Below are 19,416 nucleotides of genomic sequence, written 5' to 3' on the forward strand. Positions count from 1 at the left end.
CCCTTCTTCACGAGGTGTTCAGGGCGGAACGCACGGCCCGTGTCGATGATGGAACGCTTGCCCGGCGCCCTCAGAGGACCTGTCGCACGGCCTCGTCGAGCTTCGCCTTCGCGACCGCGCCGACGATCTGCTTCACGACCTTGCCGTCCTTGAAGAACAGCAGCGTGGGCATGGCCCGGATGCCGTACTGCTCCGGCGTCACCGGGTGGTCGTCGACGTTGAGCTTGGCCATCTTCATCCGGCCCTTGTACTCAGTCGCCAGCGCTTCGATGACCGGCGCGAGGACCCGGCACGGCGGACACCACGTGGCCGTGAAGTCCACCAGCACCGGCTCGGACGACTCCAGCACCTCGCGCTTGAACTCCGCGTCTCCCAGCTCGATGACGTTCGCAGCCATGTTCCATCCTCCGGTGAAGGGCGCGCTCACGCAGGCCGCGCCTCGGATCCACGGCCAGGATGTAATCGCGGGGCAGGGCAGGGGACGAGTGCCCCGGTCGCAACGCATTGTTCCGCCAGGAGCCCTCTAGCCTTCCTCCCACGGCAGCGCCGCGCCGCGCTCGGACAGCAGGTCCAGGAAGGCGCGCACCTTGAACGGGAGCTGCCGGCTGCTCGGGTAGACGGCGAAGATGGGCAGGCCCGGGGGCGTGTCCGCCGCGAGCACGGGGACCAGCAGTCCCGCGCGCACGTCGTCCGCCACGAGCGAGGCCGGCAGTCGCACGATGCCCAACCCCGCGCGCGCCGCCGCCTGGCCCGCGCGCACGCTGGGCACGCGCAGGCGGCCCGTCACCGGCACCGTGCGCGCGCTCCGGCCCTCACCGAAGAACCACACCTCGTCGGTGCCGGGCTCGGCCAGGAGGACGCATTCGTGCGCGCCCAGCGCTTCGGGCGACAGCGGCGTGCCGTGGCGGCTCAGATAGGCGGGGCTCGCATAGCAGCCCGTGCGCACCCGCCCGAGCCTGCGCGCCACCAGCGACGAGTCCGGCAGCGGCCCGGTGCGCAGCGCCAGGTCGTACTCCTCCGCGACGAGGTCCACATGCGTCTGCGCGAGCGACACCTCCACGCGCAGCCGGGGCTGGCGCAGCAGCAGTTCGGCGATGACGGGCGTGAGCAGCTCGCCGAGCAGCGACAGCGTCGCGATGCGCAGGGTCCCCTGGGGCGTCCCACGCGATTCGCTCAGCGCCGCGTTCACCTCGCGGGCCTCGGAGACGAGCCGCGCGCAGTGCGCGTGGTACTCCCGGCCCGCCTCGGTGAGCCGCAGCCGCCGCGTGTTGCGCTCCAGCAGCCGGATGCCCAGGCGCTCCTCCATGGCGGCCAGCCGACGGCTCACCGTCGACTTGCGCAGGCCCAGGCGCTCCGCCGCGGCCGTGATGCCGCCCGTCGTCACCACCTCCGTGAAGAGGAGCATGTCATCCAGCAAGGGGGGACTCGAGGCCACGGGGCAAGCCTATGCCTTGGAAGGGGTGGGTGCGAGTCCAGGACCCCAAGGACTGACACGTCAGCCCCCGGCCTGACACGTCAGGGTGGAAGGACCGCGCCCCCTAAACCCGTGCACTTCCTCAAGTCCAGTCTTCTCCTGGAAGGCCCATCAATTGCAGAACTCCCCGCCAACACCGGAGGAGTGCTGCAATGGGCATGAACTACAAGATCCACCCGGCGGTCGGGGTGGCCCGCGTCGGGGACAGCGAGGACTACTACCTGGGGCCCGAGACGGCCAAGGGGCTGCCGCAGGAGCGGACCGGTGGGGATGTGACCCGCTTCCGCGACGTGCACGGTGGCATCCGCCGGCAGGCGGCCCGGTTCCAGATCCACACGTTCGACCCCGACCACCCCAACGCGCCGGGAAAGCGCGTCCAACCCGGGGCCGACGGCGTGCTGGACATTGAATGGACCGTCCACGTCGCGAACAAGAAGGCGGCCTGGTTCGAGTTCCAGCAGCAGCAGGGCGCGGACGGCGTGTACAACCTTGTCGATACCGCTGACGCGAAGGCGCACCCGCTGCGCAACCCCCGCACGACGGACGCCGCCGGGCGCAAGGCGCTCATCATCGACCCGGGGCCTCGCACCGTGGCGTGCCGGGGCAACAAGAAACTCCCCTTGCGCGCGGAGTTCTCCAAGGACGATCCCCAGGCCCAGGGCTATCCCTGCACCTTCCCCGCGGCGTCGAACCTCCTCCCCGAAAACAATGACATCACCACCCTGGGCAGCGTCATCGCGGATGACCAGGGCTACCTCTACACGGTGGGAGGCCATGGCTTCTCCGGCACGACGGGGGTGTGGAACCTGTCCAACGGGTTGATTGACAACCTCCTGGAGGACGACACGACGCTCACCGACGCGCAGGGCACGCGCCTCGGACAGCTCCGGCCGGTCGCGGACCAGTGCTACCCGACCCAGGAGGCGCTCCGGGCCGCCATGGTGGCGGAGCTGGCGACGCACGGCTCCAACAGTCCGGCGGACATCCAGGAGACCGCCGACTACATGCAGGCCAAGGCCTACATGCAGCCGCGTCTGGACACCTACGCCAACAACAACTTCTGGTGGGACGACACGTCGGATGGCCCCGTCACCGCGACGGTCATCCTGGAGGGGGGCACGCGCGTGGAGGTGGCGTTTCCGGCGTGGATGATGGTGGCCCCGCCGGCCTACGCGCCCCAGCTCCTCAACATGGTCACGCTGTACGACACGCTGCGCGACACCTTCGTCACCCAGGGCAATCTGGAACCTGACGTCTGCAAGGGCGGCACCTTCAACGACAGCTACAGGCCGAACTTCCAGGCGGACATCCTGCCCATCCTCCAGCGTCCGTCCGACTACCGCTGGGTCGCGCGCATCAACGACCAGGGCATCGACGCGCACGCGGGGCTTCCCCGGCCTGAGGCCAGCACCCACAACTTCATGAAGTACGTGCGCGACCCGAAGCAGTTCAATGACTACCCGCTGCGCATGCCCCAGATGGCGGGCGACAATCCCCTCACGCCGGACGTCCCGCGCAACTTCCTCACCCTCACGCGGACGCAGTACTTCTTCCTCACCCAGTTCAGCAATGGCCTCTTCGACAACACGCCCAGCACGGCCATGCCCACCCCGGGCCAACTGCTGGACCGGGGCGTGCTGGAGAACTGCGTGGGCGGGCCCTTCTGCCCGGGCATCGAGATGACCTGGATTGCCCGCGACCCGAACTTCTTCATGGAGCCGTTCCGCTTCAAGCGCCGCACGCCAGGCGCCAGCGGCCTGCGATGGGACACCAACCCCCATGATGGACAGGGATTGGAGCCGGGAGACGCCACCAAGTACATGGCCCTGCCCTGGCAGGCGGACTTCAACGAGTGCTCCAACCAGGTCGTGCAGAACACGTCCCTGTGGTGGTGGCCCTCGCAGCGGCCCTACGAGGTGAACTACCAGGACCGCGACGGGGAGTGGCAGCAGGGCTACTGGACGCGCCCGTCCGACATCAACTTCGACAAGGACGAAGAGATGGTCTTCAAGTGGAAGGGCCTGGGCTTCATCCTGGCCCGGAAGGACGCGCAGCCCGCGGACCAGGGCAGCTCCACGCCGGATGATCCGGCCCCGCTCTACATCGAGGTGGAGCGCCGCTTGCCGGACGGTGGCATGTCGTGAGCGACGCGCACTGTGACGTCGCGGTCCTCGGGGGAGGGCCGGCGGGCGCGGGCGTGGCGCTCGCCCTGCGGGCCCAGACGCAGTGGTCCGTCACGCTGGTGGAGCGCGCTTCCCCTGACGCGCCCCGCGTCGGTGAGACGCTGCCTCCAGATGCACGGCGGCCCCTGGCGAAGCTGGGGGTGTGGGGCGGCTTCCTTCGCGACGGACACCTGGCCTCGCGCGGCACGGCGTCCGCGTGGGGCTCCGCCACGGTGGGCTATCACGACACGCTGATGTCGCCCGGAGGGCCGGCCTGGCACCTGGACCGCGCCCGCTTCGACGCGAGCCTGCGCGCCCAGGTCGCGGAGCGCGGCGGCACCGTGCGGGTCGGCACCGCGCTGAAGGGGTGCGAGGCCCTGGGTGCGGAGGGCTTCCGGCTGCACCTGTCGCATCCGTCGGAAGGCCTCTCCACGCTCCGCGCGCGCTTCGTGGTGGATGCGACGGGCTGGAAGGCGGACTTCGCCACGTCGCAGGGGGCGCGGCGACAGGTGGTGGACCGCTGCTTCGCCCTGTATGGCGACTTCCGCCTGCGGGAGGGCGCGGCGTTCAGCACGCAGGCGCTGGTGGAGGCCCGCCCGGAGGGCTGGTGGTACTCCGCGCTGCTTCCCGGAGGCCGCGTCGTCGTCGCGCTGATGGGGGATGGGGAGTCGCTGCGCGGTGTGCGGCCGAGCACCCCGGAGGCCTGGCTGTCATTGCTGGAGCGCACCACCGCCACCCGTGAGCGGCTGGACGTGTGTGACTTCAACGGGGAGCCGCTGCGAGCGGTGCCCGCCACCGTGGGGCTCCTGGACCGTCTCCATGCCGGACACTGGCTGGCGGTGGGGGACGCGGCGTGTACCTTTGATTCGCTGTCCTCCCAGGGCATCTCCAAGGCGCTCGACTCCGCCCTGCTGGCGGCCGAAGCGCTGGATCAGCACCTGCGGGGCCGCGCGGAGGCCCTGGGCGCCTACGCGGCCCGGGTGCGCCAGGGCTTCGCGGAGCACCTGCGGACGCGGGACCACTATTACCGTGAGGAGCGGCGGTGGCCCGACGCCCCCTTCTGGCGCAACCGGCGCGAGGCATTGGCCTCCGACGCCCTGGCCGCGTGACGGCCGCCTCTTGCTCACCCCAACCGGGATCAATCCATGAAGACAAGTCGTCAGCGATATCTCCTGCTCGCGCTGGGAGGCGCGAGCGCCTTGAGCGTGGCGGTGGCCGTGGTCGGACAGCGGGGAGGGGATTCCACCAAGCCCCCCCCTGTCCGCGAGGACGCGAATGCAGTCAACGTCGTCTCGGTCCCCACCCCGGGCACCGTGTCGACGCCCTATCCCGTCTTTCCCCACGGCAACAAGCTGACCCAGCCGCTGGACGAGGGGGACATCCGGGCCCAGCAGTTCCTCGACTTCTATGCGAAGCAGGGCGGCGTCACCTTCCCCTCGCTGACGAAAGGGGACCTCTCCGCGCTGCCCGCCCGGACCCTGGACATCGCGCACAATGGCTTGAACCTGGGCAGCCAGCGCTTCAACTCCTCGCTGGTGTGTCAGTCCTGCCATGACGCGGACTGGCTGGCCAGCGACGACCTCAAGCTGCCCCCCGACGCCCTGCCCACCTACCAGCCCCTGGCCACGATGGCCTATTGGCGGATGAAGGACGTGGACCAGTTCTGGGATGACAACACGGCGCCGTCCTTCCTGGATCCCACCGCGCCCCTGCCGCTTGTGGCCAACTGGTCTCCGTTCGGAGACTGGAGCGCGTCCGTGAAGGCGCTGGCGGGCCGCGACCCCATCTTCCTCGCGCAGGTGGAGACCACGCGGAAGCTGTCGCCCTACCAGCCCGCCAAGGTGGACACGCTCTGTCTGCGTTGCCATTCCCCGCTGGCCCAGCGCCAGGCGGATGGCGAGGGCCGGGACTTCACGCACGACCTGCTCTACGCGACGCCGGCCAACTCCTCGCAGGATCCGGAGCAGGCGGTGCTGGGCGCGCTGGGGCGCGACGGCGTGTCGTGCAGCGCGTGTCACTCCGTGGCGCCCGCGAGCGGGCAGCCCTGGAACGGCACGGACTACACGGCCTTCTACGGCACCACGAGCGGCACCCTCTTCGGCGACAACGTGTCGGACCGCCTCAAGACGCGGTCGGAGACCGTGCAGCCGCCCGCGTTCCCCTTCACCTCGTCCATGAACCTGCGCCCGGGCACCATCGTGGGTCCGGACACGCACCTGAACAAGCAGCCCATGGCCGCCGCGGGGCTCAGCCTGGAGACGGCCGCCACGGTGGGCGGACACAGCTACCTGCGCGACTCCATGGTGTGCGGCTCGTGCCACGTCGTCATCCTGCCCCGGGTGCCCACGAACTACCGGCCCTCGATGCCCATCGCGGAGGCGGAGGCCCAGGGCGTCTACCAGCGCCCCGTGAGCTGCGCGCAGAACCAGACGACCTTCAGCAGCACCGGCGACTTCCTGACCGACCCCTGCGTGGAATTGGCATACGAGCAGACGACCTACTTCGAGTGGCTCAACAGCGGCTACGCCCAGTCCACGGCCACCTGCATGACGTGCCACATGCAGATCACCAAGCCCGCGCTGCCGTTCGACGGCAACGTGAAGGTGGCGCAGCAGAACGAGGCCCTGGCGGCCTTCTACCGCGACAACCAGACCCTGCCGCCCCGGCAGTACAACCGGCACACGCTCTTGGGCATCAACCTGTTCGTCCATGAGATGTTCCAGCAGTTCCCGGACGTGCTGGGCCTGGACTTCTATGCGCAGCCGGACTCGCGCGTGCCGCCGTACCTCCAGAGCCCGGAGATCCTCGCGCGCACGCCCAACCTCGTCACCAACCCGGGCGCGGAGGACGGTCCCAAGGCGGACCTGACGGCCGACGGCTGGGCGCCGGAGACCGAGGCGACGGTCACGGTGGTGGCCTCCCAGCAGGGGCAGTCCCAGCAAACCATCCTGCCCAGCCATGGCGCGCAGTTCTTCCAGTTGAGCGGCGGCGCGTCGTTGACGGTGGACGTGTCCGCGTACCAGGCCCTCATCGACAAGGCGGCGGGCGCGGCGACCGTGCAGTGGGGCGCCACGGTGTACTGCGATGGCGTCGTGCCCTGCGGCACCCTCACGTTGCAGCAGAAGACAGGGCAGGGGGCCTGGACGAACTCGGCTGGCACCCTCAACGTGCCGGCGAGCCAGCAGCGCTGGATTCCCGTGCAGGCGGCGGAGCCCACCCGCATTCCCGCTGGAACGAGCGCGCTGCGGCTGGCCTTCCAGCCCGGCCGTGCGCTGCGCGTGGACGACGTGTTCCTCGCCCTGAAGTTCCCGGACGGCTCGGTGGCGCCGCTCACGGACGGCAAGCGCGACTACACCTTCGCGAAGAACCTCCTCAACGCCGAGCAGTCCATCCTGGACCTGGCGGTGAACACCGCGCAGGGCGTCTTCGACCCGACACAGCCCGCGGTGCTGCTCTCCGTGGACTCGTTCACCGAAGACAACGGCCTGTTGAAGGTGCCTGTCACCGTCACCAGCAATGTGGGCCACAAGTTCCCCAGTGGCGCGGGCTTCCGCCGGGCCTTCCTCCAGTTCGAGGTGTCGGACGCGGACGGCAAGGTGCTGTGGGCGTCGGGCCAGCCCAACGCGCTGGGCGTCATCTGCTCGGGCGTCTGCAAGCCGGATGACAGCGCGCTGCTCGCGAGCGAATTCACCACCGATGTGTCCAAGCTCCAGCCGAATTACCAGCTCATCACCCGGCAGGACCAGGCGCAGATCTACGAGCTGCGCGCGGTGGATGACCTGAACCGGCTGTCCAGCCTGGAGCTCCAGCAGTTCAAGGCGGTGAAGGACAACCGCCTGCTGCCGGAGGGGTGGACTTCAGCGGAGCAGCGCAAGTCGGACGAGATGCTGCTCGGGCTGAACCTCCAGCAGATGGCGCGCCTCACGGAGCCGTTCAGCGCTGTCCTGGGCGACAATGACATGAGCGTGTCCGGTGACCCGGACTTCAAAACGTCGCCAGCGAAAGGCACGGACCACATCACCTTCCAGGTGCCGCTGGCCCAGGTGAGTGGGTGGAAGAGCATCCGCGTAAGGATGAACTACCAGACCATTCCGCCGGCCTACCTGAACGCGCGCTTCCGGGACTCGCTGCTGGACGCAAAGGGCCAGCCCTCGCAACCGGGGCCCGCGGTGAAGAGGCTCATGTACATGACCAGTCACCTGAACACGCAGACGTCGCTGACGTACACGTCCCAGGGGCAGGGCGCTTCGCGGGTGGACCTGATGAACAACTGGTCCATGGTGCTGAGCGAAGCAAGCGTGACGAAGAACCAGCCCTGACGAAGAGGGCGGGACCGTGGCGGCCATCGGGGGCGGGCTTCACGCCTGCCCCGGGTGGCCGCTTCGTCGTGTCCCGCCGGTGCGCGGGCATGAGAAAAGCGGCCATCGGTGACGGTTGGACCACCCGTCCCGATGACCGCTGGGGTCTGCTTCGTGCGCGAGGCGCGGCTTCAGCGAATGATGGTGGTGTGAGAGCCGAGCGTGATGCCCCGCTGACCGCTCAGCTTCTGCGCGAGCTCGGGCGGCGCGCCCAACTGGTGGGGCGCGAGCATCCGGCTGAAGTTCTTGCTGCCGGGCGCCACGTAGGCCTGGAACGACAGTTGGATCTTGAAGCCCAGGAGGGGCTTGGTGCCGTTGGCCCAGTAGGAATAGGTGATGTTCGTCTCGAAGTTGGGGGGGATGTTGCTGATGACGAAGGTGCCCCAGCTCCGGTTCCCATCCGGGCCGGGCACCGTGTCCGGCACGACGGTCGGCTGCACGACGATGGGCGGATTGGGACCCGCGTCACCCGACGAGAAGGCGACGCTGCCTCCGGCGGGCACATTGGTGCACGTCAGCAAGAAGATGAACTGTCCGCCATCCGGCTTCCCTGGGAATTGAATGGTGTGGTTGAAGTTGGGGCTGTTGGAGTCGACGACGCTGACGTTGCGCCAGCCGAAGCCGGGATTCTCGATGATGAAGTCGGTCAGGTCCGAGTAGGTGCCCACCTGGGGGATGGGGTTCTCATGCTTGTCGGTGACGACCCGTGAGATGAGGCAGTAGTGGTCCCCGCTGATGTCATTCGGCTCCCAGAAGAACGGGCTCTCCGTCACGGCGATGTCCCCCGCGGAGTCTGCCTTCAGGAGCGACCCCGGCTGGTTGTCGCTGGTGAGGATCTGGTTGTCCTGCCACTGGTCCGGGAAGAGCAACAGGCTGGCCTTCGAGTAGTACAGAGAGGCCACCCCCTGCTGCGGTCCCGAGGAGAGGTTCTTGGTGCGCAGGTAGATGTAGTTGGGGCCGTTGCCCACCAGATTCTGCCCCACGTCCTGCCCGTAGTTCGACGTGAAGAGCGTCTTCGGGTCCCCCTGGGGGGAGATGCCGTAGGGGATGATGTCCGGCGACTCGTAGTTGCGGGGGGAGGGAATCTCCCCGGCGTCCGACGTGGTCGTGCGGAAGAACAGGTCGTCATACGTGGTGGTCATGGGCGTGCCTCGTCGAAGGGAGTGAAATCCGCGAGCGGGGAAGGTCCCCGGCGGATGCGCGGACCCCATTGCACCCATCACGCCAATGACTCTCACCTCCGAACCGCGCGGAATTCCAGCCGCGGCCCTCGCTCCACCGCCCCGCTGACGCATCAGGCGCAATCCATGACGCGTCAGCGGGAGGCCCCATGACGCGCTTCTCAGCGGCGCGTGTGCGACGAGGGCTTCAGTACGCGGCGAAGGTGGGCGCGTTGGTGGTGGTGAAGAAGTCGGCGAAGGTGGCGACGTAGTTGCTGCCGCTGCCCGTCTCACCCGCCAGCGGCCCCGTCTTGGTGCCCCCGGCGGTCAGGGTGGTGCCATCGCCGGAGATGGCCAGGTTGCAGGTCTCCACGTTGCCCGCGCCGTACATCACCACCAAATCCGACGTGCGGGTGACGGTCATCCCAGACGGTTCGATGTGCTGGACCCGGCACTGGATGTTGCCGCTCACGCTCGGGCTGGCCCGGTACGCGTAGCCCACCGCCACGCCCAGGTCGTTGGCGGCCAGGGAGATCTTGGGGACGTTGTACGAAACCCCCAGCAGGACGGTGCGCGCCGTACACGTCGCGGACGAATACCGCGACAGATAGACGTTCCACTGCGGCGGGCTGTAGAACGAAAGCGAGAGATAGGAGATGCCGTACTGGCAGCCCTGGGACGTGCCGTTGAGCAGCGTCTGGGATTGCTCCGCCAGGGTGTCCGTGCCCTCCGCCTCCGGGGCCCCGCCACAGGCGGACAGGCAGAGGACGGCGGACAGGAGGGCAGCGCGCGGGATGCAGTGCATGGAGTGACTCCGGGTGTGGGGACGGTGCCGAACTCTAGGGGAGAGTCCGATACAAGACCAATCCACCTCGGACGCTGGGTGCGGGCCGCCCCAGCCGGGTCGCTGAGCAGTCGTCGTTCTTCAGGGGGATGCCGCGCGCCGGGCTGGCCCGGCGCGCGGCATGAGACCTCGTGGGCTTCGCGAGGGTGCGTCGCTCAGAAGCAGGTGCAGGCGGCCTTGACGCACTTGCCCAGCCGGAAGCCCTTGCTCTGGTCTCCCTGGGCGTATGCTGGATGCCTTCATGGAGGCAGGACCTTGATCAGCTCCCTCATCCGGCAGGTCGTCACCACGGTCCAGACGGCGATCACGAAGGCCCCGGCGGCCCCGCCTCCGACGCCGGCGGCTCCGCCTGCGCCCTATTTCAAGGACGCCCTGGACAAGGCCCGGCCGCACCCCGTGAACCTCAGCGGCTACGGGAGCGCGCCTGCGTCCACGGAGACTTTGCGCGTCACGCCGGAGCTGACCCAGGCGGCCAGCGGCGAGACCCACGGTCCGCCGATGCTGCATCTGGGCGATGGGTGGACGCCGCAGGGGCAGGGCTACGACGCCGGGCGGGGCGAAGTGCTCACGACCTATTACAACGACGACCACGACGTGCTGCTCTCCGTGCAGGACAAGGACTCGGGCGGCGAGACGCTCCAGGTCGAACTCGGAGGTTCCAGTTCCACGGGCCCCGCGCCCACGCACGGTGGCGGGGTCTCGACGGACGGCGAGTTCGTCTACGTTTCCGACACGGATCACATCTTCGTCTACACGCGGGAGGAGCTCGAGCGGGCGGCGAAGGCCGGGACCCAGGCCAGCGCCTTCCAGGTGATGGATGTCCCGGAGCGCGACGGCGTGAAGGATCCGGCCACCGGGCTCGACCTCGTGTCCGCTGGCAGCTACATGACCGTGAAGGACGGCTACGCGTACATCGGCGGCTACAGCCCGGACGGCGATGGCAAGGCGGGCGCCGTCTGGCGTTACAAGCTCGACGAGAAGACCGGTGCCCTCATCGAGGACTCGCGCGAAGGGCCCATCCGGGCACCGGACCGCGCCCAGGGCATGACGGTGGTCGACGACGCCCTGTTGTTCACCACGGGCGACCACAAGCTCGTCTACCAGCCCATCGAATCCACCGAGGACTCCTTCGAGGCGGACATCGATGCCCGGGTGGACATCAGCAACGGGCTGATCGACCCCTACGCCCAGGGCGTGAACGTCATCGATGGCGAGCTCTGGGTGACGTACGAGAGCGGCTCGGAAAAGTACCGCGACAAGGTCAAGGAGCCCCGGGAGCACATCCAGCGCATCCCGCTGGAGGACCTGGACCTCGCGGCGGCATGCCTCACGCCGGAGCGACTCGAAGACTGAGCGCCGGAGCGATGGCCGTGACGGAGCCCGTCGCGGCCATCGCTCCTTGTCCAAGAGTCTCGCTTGTTGTTGGAACTTCGCGACTTCACCTGACTGGGACCTGCCAGATGCAAGTCGTTGTAGCCACGGTGGGTGCTCACGCGTTACGGTGAGCGCCTTCGTGGTCTGCGATTCCCCGCTGGAAGGAACTCCCCAAAGCCTATGCGCGCCAAGTCAACCCCCCTGAGCGCACTGCTGGCCGGCATCGTCGGTGGTGCCATGCTGGCTGGCTGTCAAACGTATGACTTCGAACCGGTGGATCCGCTCGCGATCGCCCAGACGACGATAGAAACAGTGATCGCGGCGCGCGGAAGCAAGCCGGACGTCATGCTGCTGGTGGACACCTCCGGTTCGATGACGAAGCCGGTGGAGCCAGAGAAGATCGTGAACGGCGTGAAGGTCTGTCACGGCCAGGATGCGCGGGGGCAGGACTACATCTGCGACGAGGACCTTCCCTGCGATACGTCCGTGTGTCCCACGCGCTGGTCGGAACTCCAGGCCGCCATGGCGCCGTTCCTGGCGGAGAGCGGCAAGCTGGTCCGCTTCGGCCTGACGACGTATCCCGCGCCCATCACGTCGGCCACGCCCACCGTGGCCCAGCTCTGCGCCGCGGCCTCCGCGGGCGAGAGCGTTCGCGTCCAGATCCCGACCACGTTGGACGCGGACGCCGACCTGCTGGCCCACGCGAACAACCTCAACACCATCCTGCAGGCGATTCCCAACGGCGGCGCGAATCGTCCCCGCGGTGGTACGCCGACGAGCGGGAGTCTGGCGTTCACGGGCTCGTTGCTGACGACAGACCCCAAGGAGCGCCCCCAGATCATCATCCTGCTGACCGACGGTCTGCCGAACTGCAACGCGGACAACGAATACAACGGCGGCAAGAATCCCCAGGAGTGCGCTTGCACGGTGGTCCCGACAACCCATTGCCTCGTGGAAGACAGCGCGTACTATCAGCGGGGCTGCCTCGACAAGAACGCCTCGGTCGCGGCGGTGCAGTCCTTGAAGGCTCGTGAGATCTCCACCATCGTCATCGGCTTCGGCGCGGAGACGTCGGCGGGCGCCGGTCCCCAGGTGCTCAACGAGATGGCCCGTGCGGGCGGCTTCGCGCGCGAGTGCCGCGCGGACCTCGACTGCGGCGCGGGTGACACGTGCGACGTGAGCGCCAAGCGCTGCGGTCGCGCCTTCTACCAGGCGGGAAACCAGGTGGAACTGGCGGCCGCGCTGAAGGCGATCAGCGAGAAGATCAAGCGCGAAGAGCCCTGCTACATCCCGCTCGATCCGAGCCAGATGCCGTCCGACCCTTCGCTCATCGTCGTCTACATCAACGGTGAGCGCACGCTCGGGGGGCCGGACTCCTGGTCGGTGGTCGACACGGGCGTGCGGTTCACCGGCAGCACCTGCGCGCGCCTCGAAGCGTCGCGTCCGGAAGCGCCGGTCAGCGTCGAAGTGCGCGCCATCCGCGAACTCTAGCGCGCGGCGGGCGGAGGCGGCTCTGCCCGGGCCCTGGCGGGGGGATGGGCCCTCTCACCGGGCCCATCAGGGTTCGACGTACTCCCGGGGCCGGTCGTTGAGCCGCACGGCCTCCGTCTGCCCATGCAGCAAGGCAGCCTGGTGCTTGCGGCTTTGCCCCGGCGGCTCGTCGCAGGGCGGCCCGCTCTTCCCTGCGGAAGTGGCGGCTACCGCGCCTCCGCCGCCTGCTTCAGCGCGGCGATGTCCAGCTTCACCATCTTCATCATCGCGCGCATGACGCGGTCCCGCTTCGCCTCGTCCGGGTCCTGGAGGAACTCCGGCATCACCGTGGGGACGATCTGCCAGGACAGCCCGAAGCGGTCCTTGAGCCAGCCACACTGCACCGGCTTGCCGCCGTTCGCGATGAGCTTGTCCCACAGGTCATCCACCTCCGCCTGCGTCTCACAGCTCACGCTCAGCGAAATGGCCTCCGTGTAGGGGAACTGCGGCCCGCCATTGAGCGCGAGGAAGCGCTGTCCCGCGAGCTCGAACTCAATGGTCAGCACCGAGCCCTTGGGGCCGGGCCCCGCCTCCGTGTGACGGGCGACCCGCAGGACCTTCGAGTCCTTGAAGATGGACGTGTAGAAACCCACGACCTCCTCCGCGTTGTTGTTGCACCACAGACAGGTGACGATCTTCTGGGGAACGGACATGGGAAGTCCTCCTTGGGACTACGGTGGACGCTGCGCCGGCAGGAGGCCGTAGCACGAAGCCAGACCGCCCTCCGCCCCTCCCTCCGTACGAGCCCCTGCTTGCGTTCAGGAGTCGGCAGCGGCCTGCGCGGCGCCGGTGCCTGGCCAAACGCCCGGACGCTTCAGGAAGGCGCCCGGTGTGAGCCCGACGAACTCCCGGAAGTCGGAGATGAGGTGCGCCTGGTCGTAATAGCCCGCGTCCGCGGCAATGCCTCCCCAGTCCTTCGAGGTCGCCGCCATTCGCACGGCACGCTGCAGGCGAACGGTCCGCGCGAAATCCTTCGGCCCGATGCCGATGTTCTCCGCGAAGGCGCGGCGAAGATGCCGCGACGTGACACCCAACTGCTTCGCCACGCTCTCCACCCGAACCTCGTCGCCTTCGAGCAAGCGAACCGCGCGTCGAGCGAGCCGTGCCGATGTCGGTTCGAAGGTCGCGTGGGCCCGCAGGGCGAGCGCGTGGGAGAGCCGCTCCAGCACCTCCGGCAGTCTTCGCGCCGCGAGGAGCTCGAGGCAGAGGTCGCCGCCCGGACGGCCCCAGAGGTCTTCCAGCGGGACGATCCGGTCCGTCAGCGCGTTCGCCGCCACGCCCAGGAGCGGCGCCGACCAGCCCGGCTTGAACTGAACGATGACCGCCCGCGCGACGCCGGGTGCGTTCTTGAACAGCGCCCGCGTCCGCGGACCCGCGACGCACACATCCCCCTTCCGGCCCTCCTCGAGCACTCGAAAGACAAGCGTCGTTCTTCCGTCGGGCAGCCGTTCGTGACGTGCGTGTCCGGCGGCCGGCACGACCGCGCGAACGTCTTCGACGAAGCGGGAGAGTGAGAACGTCAAGGCGGCGGAGTCCATCGTGCGCGGCACCCTCGCACTCTCACGCGTCCACCGTGGCCGTTCAAGCCGGCACGCAAGGCACGATGAAATGTCCGGTCCTTCCAATCGGAGGGCCGCGGCGGGAGGTACGAAAGGGGTGGAGGTAACGCATGGGCAAACGAGACTTTTCAGACCAGGTCGTGGTTGTCACCGGCGCGAGCGGGGGTGTCGGAGCTGCCACCGCCGAGGAACTCGCGCGACGTGGAGCATCGGTCGTGCTGGCCGCGCGCCGCGCCGGCCCTCTGGGCGAAGTGGCCAGACGCTGTGGGGACCAGGCCCACTGCGTCGTCGCCGACGTGACGAAGCGCGACGACGTGCAGCGCCTCTTCAACGAGGCCGTCGCGAAGTTCGGTCGCGTCGACATCTGGATCAACAACGTGGGGCGAGGCATCGGCCGCCCCCTGCTCGAAATCACCGACGACGACGTCGACGCGATGATCCGCGACAACCTGAAGTCGGTGCTCTACGGCATGCAGGTCGTGACGCCGCACCTCCAGGCCCGCGGAACGGGCGCGATCGTGAACGTGTCGTCGCTGCTCGGCCGCACCCCGCTGCCTCCGCGCGCTGCCTACGCCGCGGCGAAAGCCGCGATGATGTCGCTCTCGGAGGCCTTCCGCATCGAGCTTGCGGGCTCGCACCCTGAGATCCGCGTGGTCGTCGTCTACCCCGGCCGGATCGCGACCGACTTCGGTCATAACGCGCTGGGGCAGCGCATGGGGGACAGCGGGAAGCTGCCCACGGAGGTCCTCGCCGCCATCGGTGGCGCGACGCAGACGGCGGAGGAGGTCGCGCAGGTGCTGTGCGACGCAGCCCTGAACCGCCGTGGGGACGTCTATACGCAGCCGAACGCGTTCGCGAAGGTGCGGGAGTACCTGGAGAGGCAGCCGGGGTGAGGCAGCGGTGTACATCCACGCCAACGTCAATGGTGCCCCACGCCCGGGTCCGCGTCCTTATCCGACCTGACGGGGCAACTCTTTCTCTCAGGCTCCGATAACTCCCTGGAACCCGAGAATCCTGAGGACCTGACCATGGGCATCGACGGAGTAGGAAAAGGCAGCATCCGCCCGGCGACGCCGCGTCCCCTGGACTCCCAGGCCGCGCCCGCCGCCGCGAAGAACCAGGTGGCCCGCCCCCTGGCGCGCGCGGACGTCTTCGAGGCGAAGAGCGCCAGGTCCACGGGTTCCACGCCGGGCAACGCGAACCTGCCCCCCGTCCAGTCCAACACGGGCACGGTGCGGGCTGGCACGGTGGTGCTGACCGACGCGGCGAAGGAGGCGCGCGGGGCGCTGAAGATCGACGAATCCGCCGACCCGACGACCTACGACGGCATGTACCTGGGTTCGGACGGCTACGCGTACCCGCCGGACAAGTTCTCCGTGTCGGAGGTGCCGCCGTTCCGGCCGGATTCGCCCATCGCGAGCCCCACGCCGACGACGTACCACGTCAACGGCATCCAGACCCCGCAGGGCAGCGCCACGAGCGAGGCCCAGAAGATGGCGAACGAGACGGGCACCAACGTGGTGCCCATCTACAACGCCTCGCAGAGCCTTGCCGAGGACGTCGCGCAGACGGGCATGGACCGGCTGGGGTTTGGGAACAACCCGGCGGCGCAGACGCTGGCGGACGCCATCTACAACGACCTGAAGGCGGGCAAGAAGGTCAACGTCACCGGCTACAGCCAGGGTGGCGCCATCGTGTCCAGCGCGCTGCGCGATGTGGACAACCGCCTCAAGGAAGACATGGGCGGCTTCTGGGGCAACCTGCCCATCCTCGGAGATGGCAACCGGGAGAAGCGCGAGGATCTGCTCGGCAACGTGAATGCCACCATGTTCGCGGGCGCGGGCAAGACGTTCCCGGACGGGCCGAACTACACGTTCTACGTCAACAACCAGGACCCCGTGCCGACATGGCTGGGCTCGCACGAGTTCAACCCCGTCACGGACATCGTCACCGGCATCGTGTCCGGCCTGTTCCCGGGCGTGGGCCTCATCAATGGCGGCCCGTCCATGCAGGCCCCCGAGGGCTCGACCATCCACACCTTCGACTCCCCCGGGGCGAGCGGAGAGGTGTTCGGCACCGACGGCAAGCACGGCATCGACACGTATCTGGGGAACATCCAGGACGCGGTCTGACGCGCAGTGGGAGCGGGAGGGCCGTCAGCGCAAGCAGGGTGGACGGCTGTTCACCCGGGCCGCGCCAGACTGAACCTCGCCCGTGACGCGGACGTCGGTCCTCTGTCGTGCGGGAGCCTGCTTTCAGGGGGGGCCGCATTGACGGCTTTTTCAAGAAAAGCTAATTCCACGGGCTGTGCGAGGGCTTCCGATTCGGGGCCCGCACGTTCCCGTGAGGCCGAATGAAACTGAAACTGACCCAGGCGGTGAGTGTCATCTCCCTGCTGGCCGCGGCATGCGGCCCGATGCCCGAGGCACAGGAGTCCGACAGCGAGCAGTTCGGTCACACGGCGCAGATGATCCGCCGGGAGCGGGCCATCCCCGGCGAGTACATCGTCGTCCTGCGCGACTCCACGCAGGAGGTCCGGCAGCAGGGGGCGGCGAACATCGCCCGGGAGATGGTGTCCCTCACCGGTGGCAGGGTGCTGCGGACCTATGAGCACACCCTCCACGGCTTCCTGGCGAACATGAGCGAGGCCGAGGCCCAGCGCCTCCTGTCCGACCCTCGCGTGGCGTATGTGCAGGAGAACGGCCTGCTCCACGTGTCGGCGACGCAGACCAGCGCGACCTGGGGCATTGACCGCATCGACCAGCGTGACCTGCCGCGCAACAGCTCCTACACCTACAACGTCGACGGCACCGGCGTGCATGCGTACGTCATCGACACCGGTATCCGGCTGACCCACACCGAGTTCACCGGTCGCACCGGCAACGGCTACGACTTCATCGACAACGACAGCGACCCCACGGACTGCCATGGCCATGGAACGCACGTGGCGGGTTCGGTGGGCGGCACGACCTGGGGCGTGGCGAAGAAGGTCACCCTCCACGGTGTGCGGGTGCTCGACTGCACGGGCTATGGAAACGACGCGCAGGTCATCGGCGGTATCGACTGGGTGGCGGCCAACCACATCAAGCCCGCGGTCGCGAACATGAGCCTGGGCGATGTGGGCATTCCGGCCATCGATGACGCGACGGAGCGGTTGATCGCCGCGGGCGTCACGACGGTGGTCGCCGCCGGCAACGACAGCGCCAACGCCTGCAACTACTCGCCGGCCCGTGCGCCCAACGCCATCACCGTGGGCTCCACCACCAGCACCGATGCCCGCTCGTCGTTCTCCAATTTCGGGACGTGCGTGGACATCTTCGCGCCGGGCTCGAGCATCACCTCGGCCTCGAACTCCGGCAACTCGTCGAGCACCTCGATGAGCGGCACGTCCATGGCCTCGCCGCACGTGGCCGGCGCCGCGGCGCTCTACCTGAGCGCGAACCCCTCCGCGACGCCCGCGCAGGTGCGTGACGCGCTGGTGAACAACTCCACGCCCAACAAGGTCACCAGCCCGGGGACGGGTTCGCCCAACCGGCTGCTGTACACGCTCTTCATCACCGGTGGCGGGAGCAGTGACACCACTCCGCCCACGACGTCCATCACCTCGCCCGCGGGCGGCGCCACGCTGAGCGGCAGCGCGAGCCTGAGCGCCAACGCCTCCGACAACGTGGGCGTGTCGCGCGTGGAGTTCTACGCGGGCACCGCGCTGCTGGGCACGGCGACGGCAGCGCCGTACAGCATCGCGTGGAACACGACGGCGGTGGCCAACGGCGCCTATGCGCTGACCACGAAGGCGTATGACGCGGCGAACAACGTCGGCACGTCCACCACGGTGTCGGTGACGGTGAACAACGGCACGGGCAGCTGCTCCATCTCCGAGCAGCTCCTGCTCAACGCGGGCTTCGAGAGCGGCAACACGGGCTGGACCACGTCGTCGGGCGTCATCGACGGCACCACGTCCGGCAGCGCGCCGCGCACGGGCACGTTCAAGGCCTATCTGAACGGCTACGGCACCACGCGCACCGAGTTCGCCTACCAGGACATCACCATCCCCTCCACGGCGTGCAGCGCCACGTTCAGCTTCTGGGCGCGCATCACCTCGGCGGAGACGACGACCACGACGGCCTACGACAAGCTGGCCGTCCAGGTCCGCAACAGCGCGGGCACGGTGCTGGCGACGCTGGCCACCTACAGCAACCTGGACAAGGGCACGGCCTACGTGCAGCGGACGTTCGACCTGGCCGCGTACAAGGGCCAGACCGTCCGCATCTACTTCAACGGCACGGAGGACTCGTCGCTGCAGACGAGCTTCTTCCTGGATGACACCGCGCTGAACATCGTCCGGTAGTCCTCCGGCCGGCGCGGACGGTTCCGCGCCGGCACCGGGGACGTCAGGCTGGAGTTCAAGGTTCAGAGGCCCAGCAACCCATCCGGTTGCTGGGCTTTTTCTTTGTCGTGCACGAAGCGGTTTGCCTGAACAGCGTCGCGGCCATTCGGAGGCGGAGGGAATCGAACCTGCCGCCTGGCCCTCCCCGCACAAGGGCCCGAAGACGCGTCACACGGAGACTGACACCACCGGATGGAGGATGTAGCGACCATACGCCACGAAGGCGACCAGCCCCCCCATCACGAGCGCCCAGATCATCGGGTTCTCGGGCGTCAGCTTCGTCGAATGAGTCGCGTACAGCGCGGCGAGCGCGAACGTCTCGAACGTGAGCACTGCGGCCGCGTGCGCGGTGAGACCGGGCATCCACTTCAACGCCGCCGGCACGATCAGCAGCACGCCACCGGCCATCTCGAGGAAGCCGAGTGCTCGCCATCCCACGAGGGGGACCTCGCTGAACTGGCTCGCGAGCTGCTGAAACGAGAACGCCTTGTACGACCCGCCCGCGAGGAACAGCAGCGCGAGGACGGCCTGAAAAATCCAGAAGAGAATGTTCATGGGTGGTGGCTCG

15 protein-coding genes are annotated in these 19,416 nt (G+C 68.4%); 8 read left to right on the plus strand and 7 right to left on the minus strand.

Annotated elements, in window-relative coordinates:
• Nucleotides 1–70: 70 nt before the first annotated feature.
• Both trxA and OV208_RS28560 read right to left on the minus strand, forming a co-directional pair.
• Complete coding sequence (gene trxA / locus OV208_RS28555; RefSeq protein WP_120544894.1) at nucleotides 71–397, minus strand: thioredoxin; 327 nt, start codon at nucleotides 395–397, stop codon at nucleotides 71–73.
• Between the two features lie 126 nt (nucleotides 398–523).
• Complete coding sequence (locus OV208_RS28560; protein WP_120544895.1) at nucleotides 524–1,435, minus strand: LysR family transcriptional regulator; 912 nt, start codon at nucleotides 1,433–1,435, stop codon at nucleotides 524–526.
• Between the two features lie 197 nt (nucleotides 1,436–1,632).
• On the opposite strand from OV208_RS28560, the gene OV208_RS28565 reads away from it, so the two are divergent.
• The 3 genes from OV208_RS28565 to OV208_RS28575 are packed head-to-tail and all read left to right on the plus strand — an operon-like array spanning nucleotide 1,633 to nucleotide 7,955.
• Nucleotides 1,633–3,618 carry a LodA/GoxA family CTQ-dependent oxidase gene (locus tag OV208_RS28565; RefSeq protein WP_267577075.1) on the plus strand — a complete coding sequence of 662 codons (1,986 nt, stop codon included), beginning with the start codon at nucleotides 1,633–1,635 and terminating at the stop codon, nucleotides 3,616–3,618.
• Entirely contained in the window at nucleotides 3,615–4,745 is a 1,131-nt protein-coding gene (locus OV208_RS28570; RefSeq protein ID WP_267577076.1) for a tryptophan 7-halogenase, read from the plus strand. Before OV208_RS28565 ends, OV208_RS28570 begins: the two co-directional genes overlap by 4 nt.
• 36 nt (nucleotides 4,746–4,781) lie before the next feature.
• Nucleotides 4,782–7,955, plus strand: coding sequence for a hypothetical protein (locus tag OV208_RS28575; protein WP_267577077.1), 3,174 nt, complete (start codon nucleotides 4,782–4,784; stop codon nucleotides 7,953–7,955).
• A gap of 170 nt (nucleotides 7,956–8,125) precedes the next feature.
• On the opposite strand, the gene OV208_RS28580 is transcribed toward OV208_RS28575, so the two are convergent.
• On the minus strand, nucleotides 8,126–9,136 hold the full coding sequence (locus tag OV208_RS28580) for a hypothetical protein (protein WP_267577078.1): 1,011 nt from the start codon (nucleotides 9,134–9,136) through the stop codon (nucleotides 8,126–8,128).
• A gap of 226 nt (nucleotides 9,137–9,362) precedes the next feature.
• Complete coding sequence (locus tag OV208_RS28585) at nucleotides 9,363–9,959, minus strand: hypothetical protein (protein WP_267577079.1); 597 nt, start codon at nucleotides 9,957–9,959, stop codon at nucleotides 9,363–9,365.
• Between the two features lie 294 nt (nucleotides 9,960–10,253).
• Between OV208_RS28585 and OV208_RS28590 the strand changes: the two genes are divergently transcribed.
• Nucleotides 10,254–11,351 carry a hypothetical protein gene (locus tag OV208_RS28590; RefSeq protein ID WP_267577080.1) on the plus strand — a complete coding sequence of 366 codons (1,098 nt, stop codon included), beginning with the start codon at nucleotides 10,254–10,256 and terminating at the stop codon, nucleotides 11,349–11,351.
• Between the two features lie 201 nt (nucleotides 11,352–11,552).
• A complete protein-coding gene (gene cglB, locus OV208_RS28595) occupies nucleotides 11,553–12,863 on the plus strand; it encodes an adventurous gliding motility lipoprotein CglB (RefSeq protein ID WP_267577081.1) in 1,311 nt (436 codons plus the stop codon).
• 206 nt (nucleotides 12,864–13,069) lie between these two features.
• On the opposite strand, the gene OV208_RS28600 is transcribed toward cglB, so the two are convergent.
• Entirely contained in the window at nucleotides 13,070–13,555 is a 486-nt protein-coding gene (locus OV208_RS28600) for a VOC family protein (protein ID WP_267577082.1), read from the minus strand.
• A gap of 105 nt (nucleotides 13,556–13,660) precedes the next feature.
• Entirely contained in the window at nucleotides 13,661–14,440 is a 780-nt protein-coding gene (locus OV208_RS28605; RefSeq protein ID WP_267577083.1) for a helix-turn-helix domain-containing protein, read from the minus strand.
• A gap of 131 nt (nucleotides 14,441–14,571) precedes the next feature.
• On the opposite strand from OV208_RS28605, the gene OV208_RS28610 reads away from it, so the two are divergent.
• The 3 genes from OV208_RS28610 to OV208_RS28620 all read left to right on the plus strand — a co-directional run bounded on the left by OV208_RS28610 (nucleotide 14,572) and on the right by OV208_RS28620 (nucleotide 18,809).
• Entirely contained in the window at nucleotides 14,572–15,354 is a 783-nt protein-coding gene (locus tag OV208_RS28610) for an SDR family oxidoreductase (RefSeq protein WP_267577084.1), read from the plus strand.
• A gap of 135 nt (nucleotides 15,355–15,489) precedes the next feature.
• On the plus strand, nucleotides 15,490–16,593 hold the full coding sequence (locus OV208_RS28615; RefSeq protein WP_267577085.1) for a PE-PPE domain-containing protein: 1,104 nt from the start codon (nucleotides 15,490–15,492) through the stop codon (nucleotides 16,591–16,593).
• 221 nt (nucleotides 16,594–16,814) lie between these two features.
• Nucleotides 16,815–18,809: a S8 family serine peptidase gene (locus OV208_RS28620; RefSeq protein ID WP_267577086.1), complete on the plus strand. Its 1,995-nt coding sequence runs from the start codon at nucleotides 16,815–16,817 to the stop codon at nucleotides 18,807–18,809.
• A 207-nt stretch (nucleotides 18,810–19,016) separates the two neighbouring features.
• On the opposite strand, the gene OV208_RS28625 is transcribed toward OV208_RS28620, so the two are convergent.
• Nucleotides 19,017–19,403, minus strand: coding sequence for a DoxX family protein (locus OV208_RS28625; RefSeq protein WP_267577087.1), 387 nt, complete (start codon nucleotides 19,401–19,403; stop codon nucleotides 19,017–19,019).
• Nucleotides 19,404–19,416 lie beyond the last annotated feature (13 nt).

This window comes from Corallococcus sp. bb12-1 (assembly GCF_026626765.1).
GTDB classification, from domain to species: Bacteria; Myxococcota; Myxococcia; order Myxococcales; family Myxococcaceae; genus Corallococcus; species Corallococcus terminator.

Coding starts and splice junctions, on each gene's coding strand:
- trxA (WP_120544894.1), bottom strand. CDS start 397: ATGGCTGCGAACGTCATCGAGCTGGGAGACGCGGAGTTCAAGCGCGAG.
- OV208_RS28565 (WP_267577075.1), top strand. CDS start 1,633: ATGAACTACAAGATCCACCCGGCGGTCGGGGTGGCCCGCGTCGGGGAC.
- OV208_RS28575 (WP_267577077.1), top strand. CDS start 4,782: ATGAAGACAAGTCGTCAGCGATATCTCCTGCTCGCGCTGGGAGGCGCG.
- OV208_RS28580 (WP_267577078.1), bottom strand. CDS start 9,136: ATGACCACCACGTATGACGACCTGTTCTTCCGCACGACCACGTCGGAC.
- OV208_RS28585 (WP_267577079.1), bottom strand. CDS start 9,959: ATGCACTGCATCCCGCGCGCTGCCCTCCTGTCCGCCGTCCTCTGCCTG.
- cglB (WP_267577081.1), top strand. CDS start 11,553: ATGCGCGCCAAGTCAACCCCCCTGAGCGCACTGCTGGCCGGCATCGTC.
- OV208_RS28600 (WP_267577082.1), bottom strand. CDS start 13,555: ATGTCCGTTCCCCAGAAGATCGTCACCTGTCTGTGGTGCAACAACAAC.
- OV208_RS28605 (WP_267577083.1), bottom strand. CDS start 14,440: ATGGACTCCGCCGCCTTGACGTTCTCACTCTCCCGCTTCGTCGAAGAC.
- OV208_RS28610 (WP_267577084.1), top strand. CDS start 14,572: ATGGGCAAACGAGACTTTTCAGACCAGGTCGTGGTTGTCACCGGCGCG.
- OV208_RS28615 (WP_267577085.1), top strand. CDS start 15,490: ATGGGCATCGACGGAGTAGGAAAAGGCAGCATCCGCCCGGCGACGCCG.
- OV208_RS28620 (WP_267577086.1), top strand. CDS start 16,815: ATGAAACTGAAACTGACCCAGGCGGTGAGTGTCATCTCCCTGCTGGCC.
- OV208_RS28625 (WP_267577087.1), bottom strand. CDS start 19,403: ATGAACATTCTCTTCTGGATTTTTCAGGCCGTCCTCGCGCTGCTGTTC.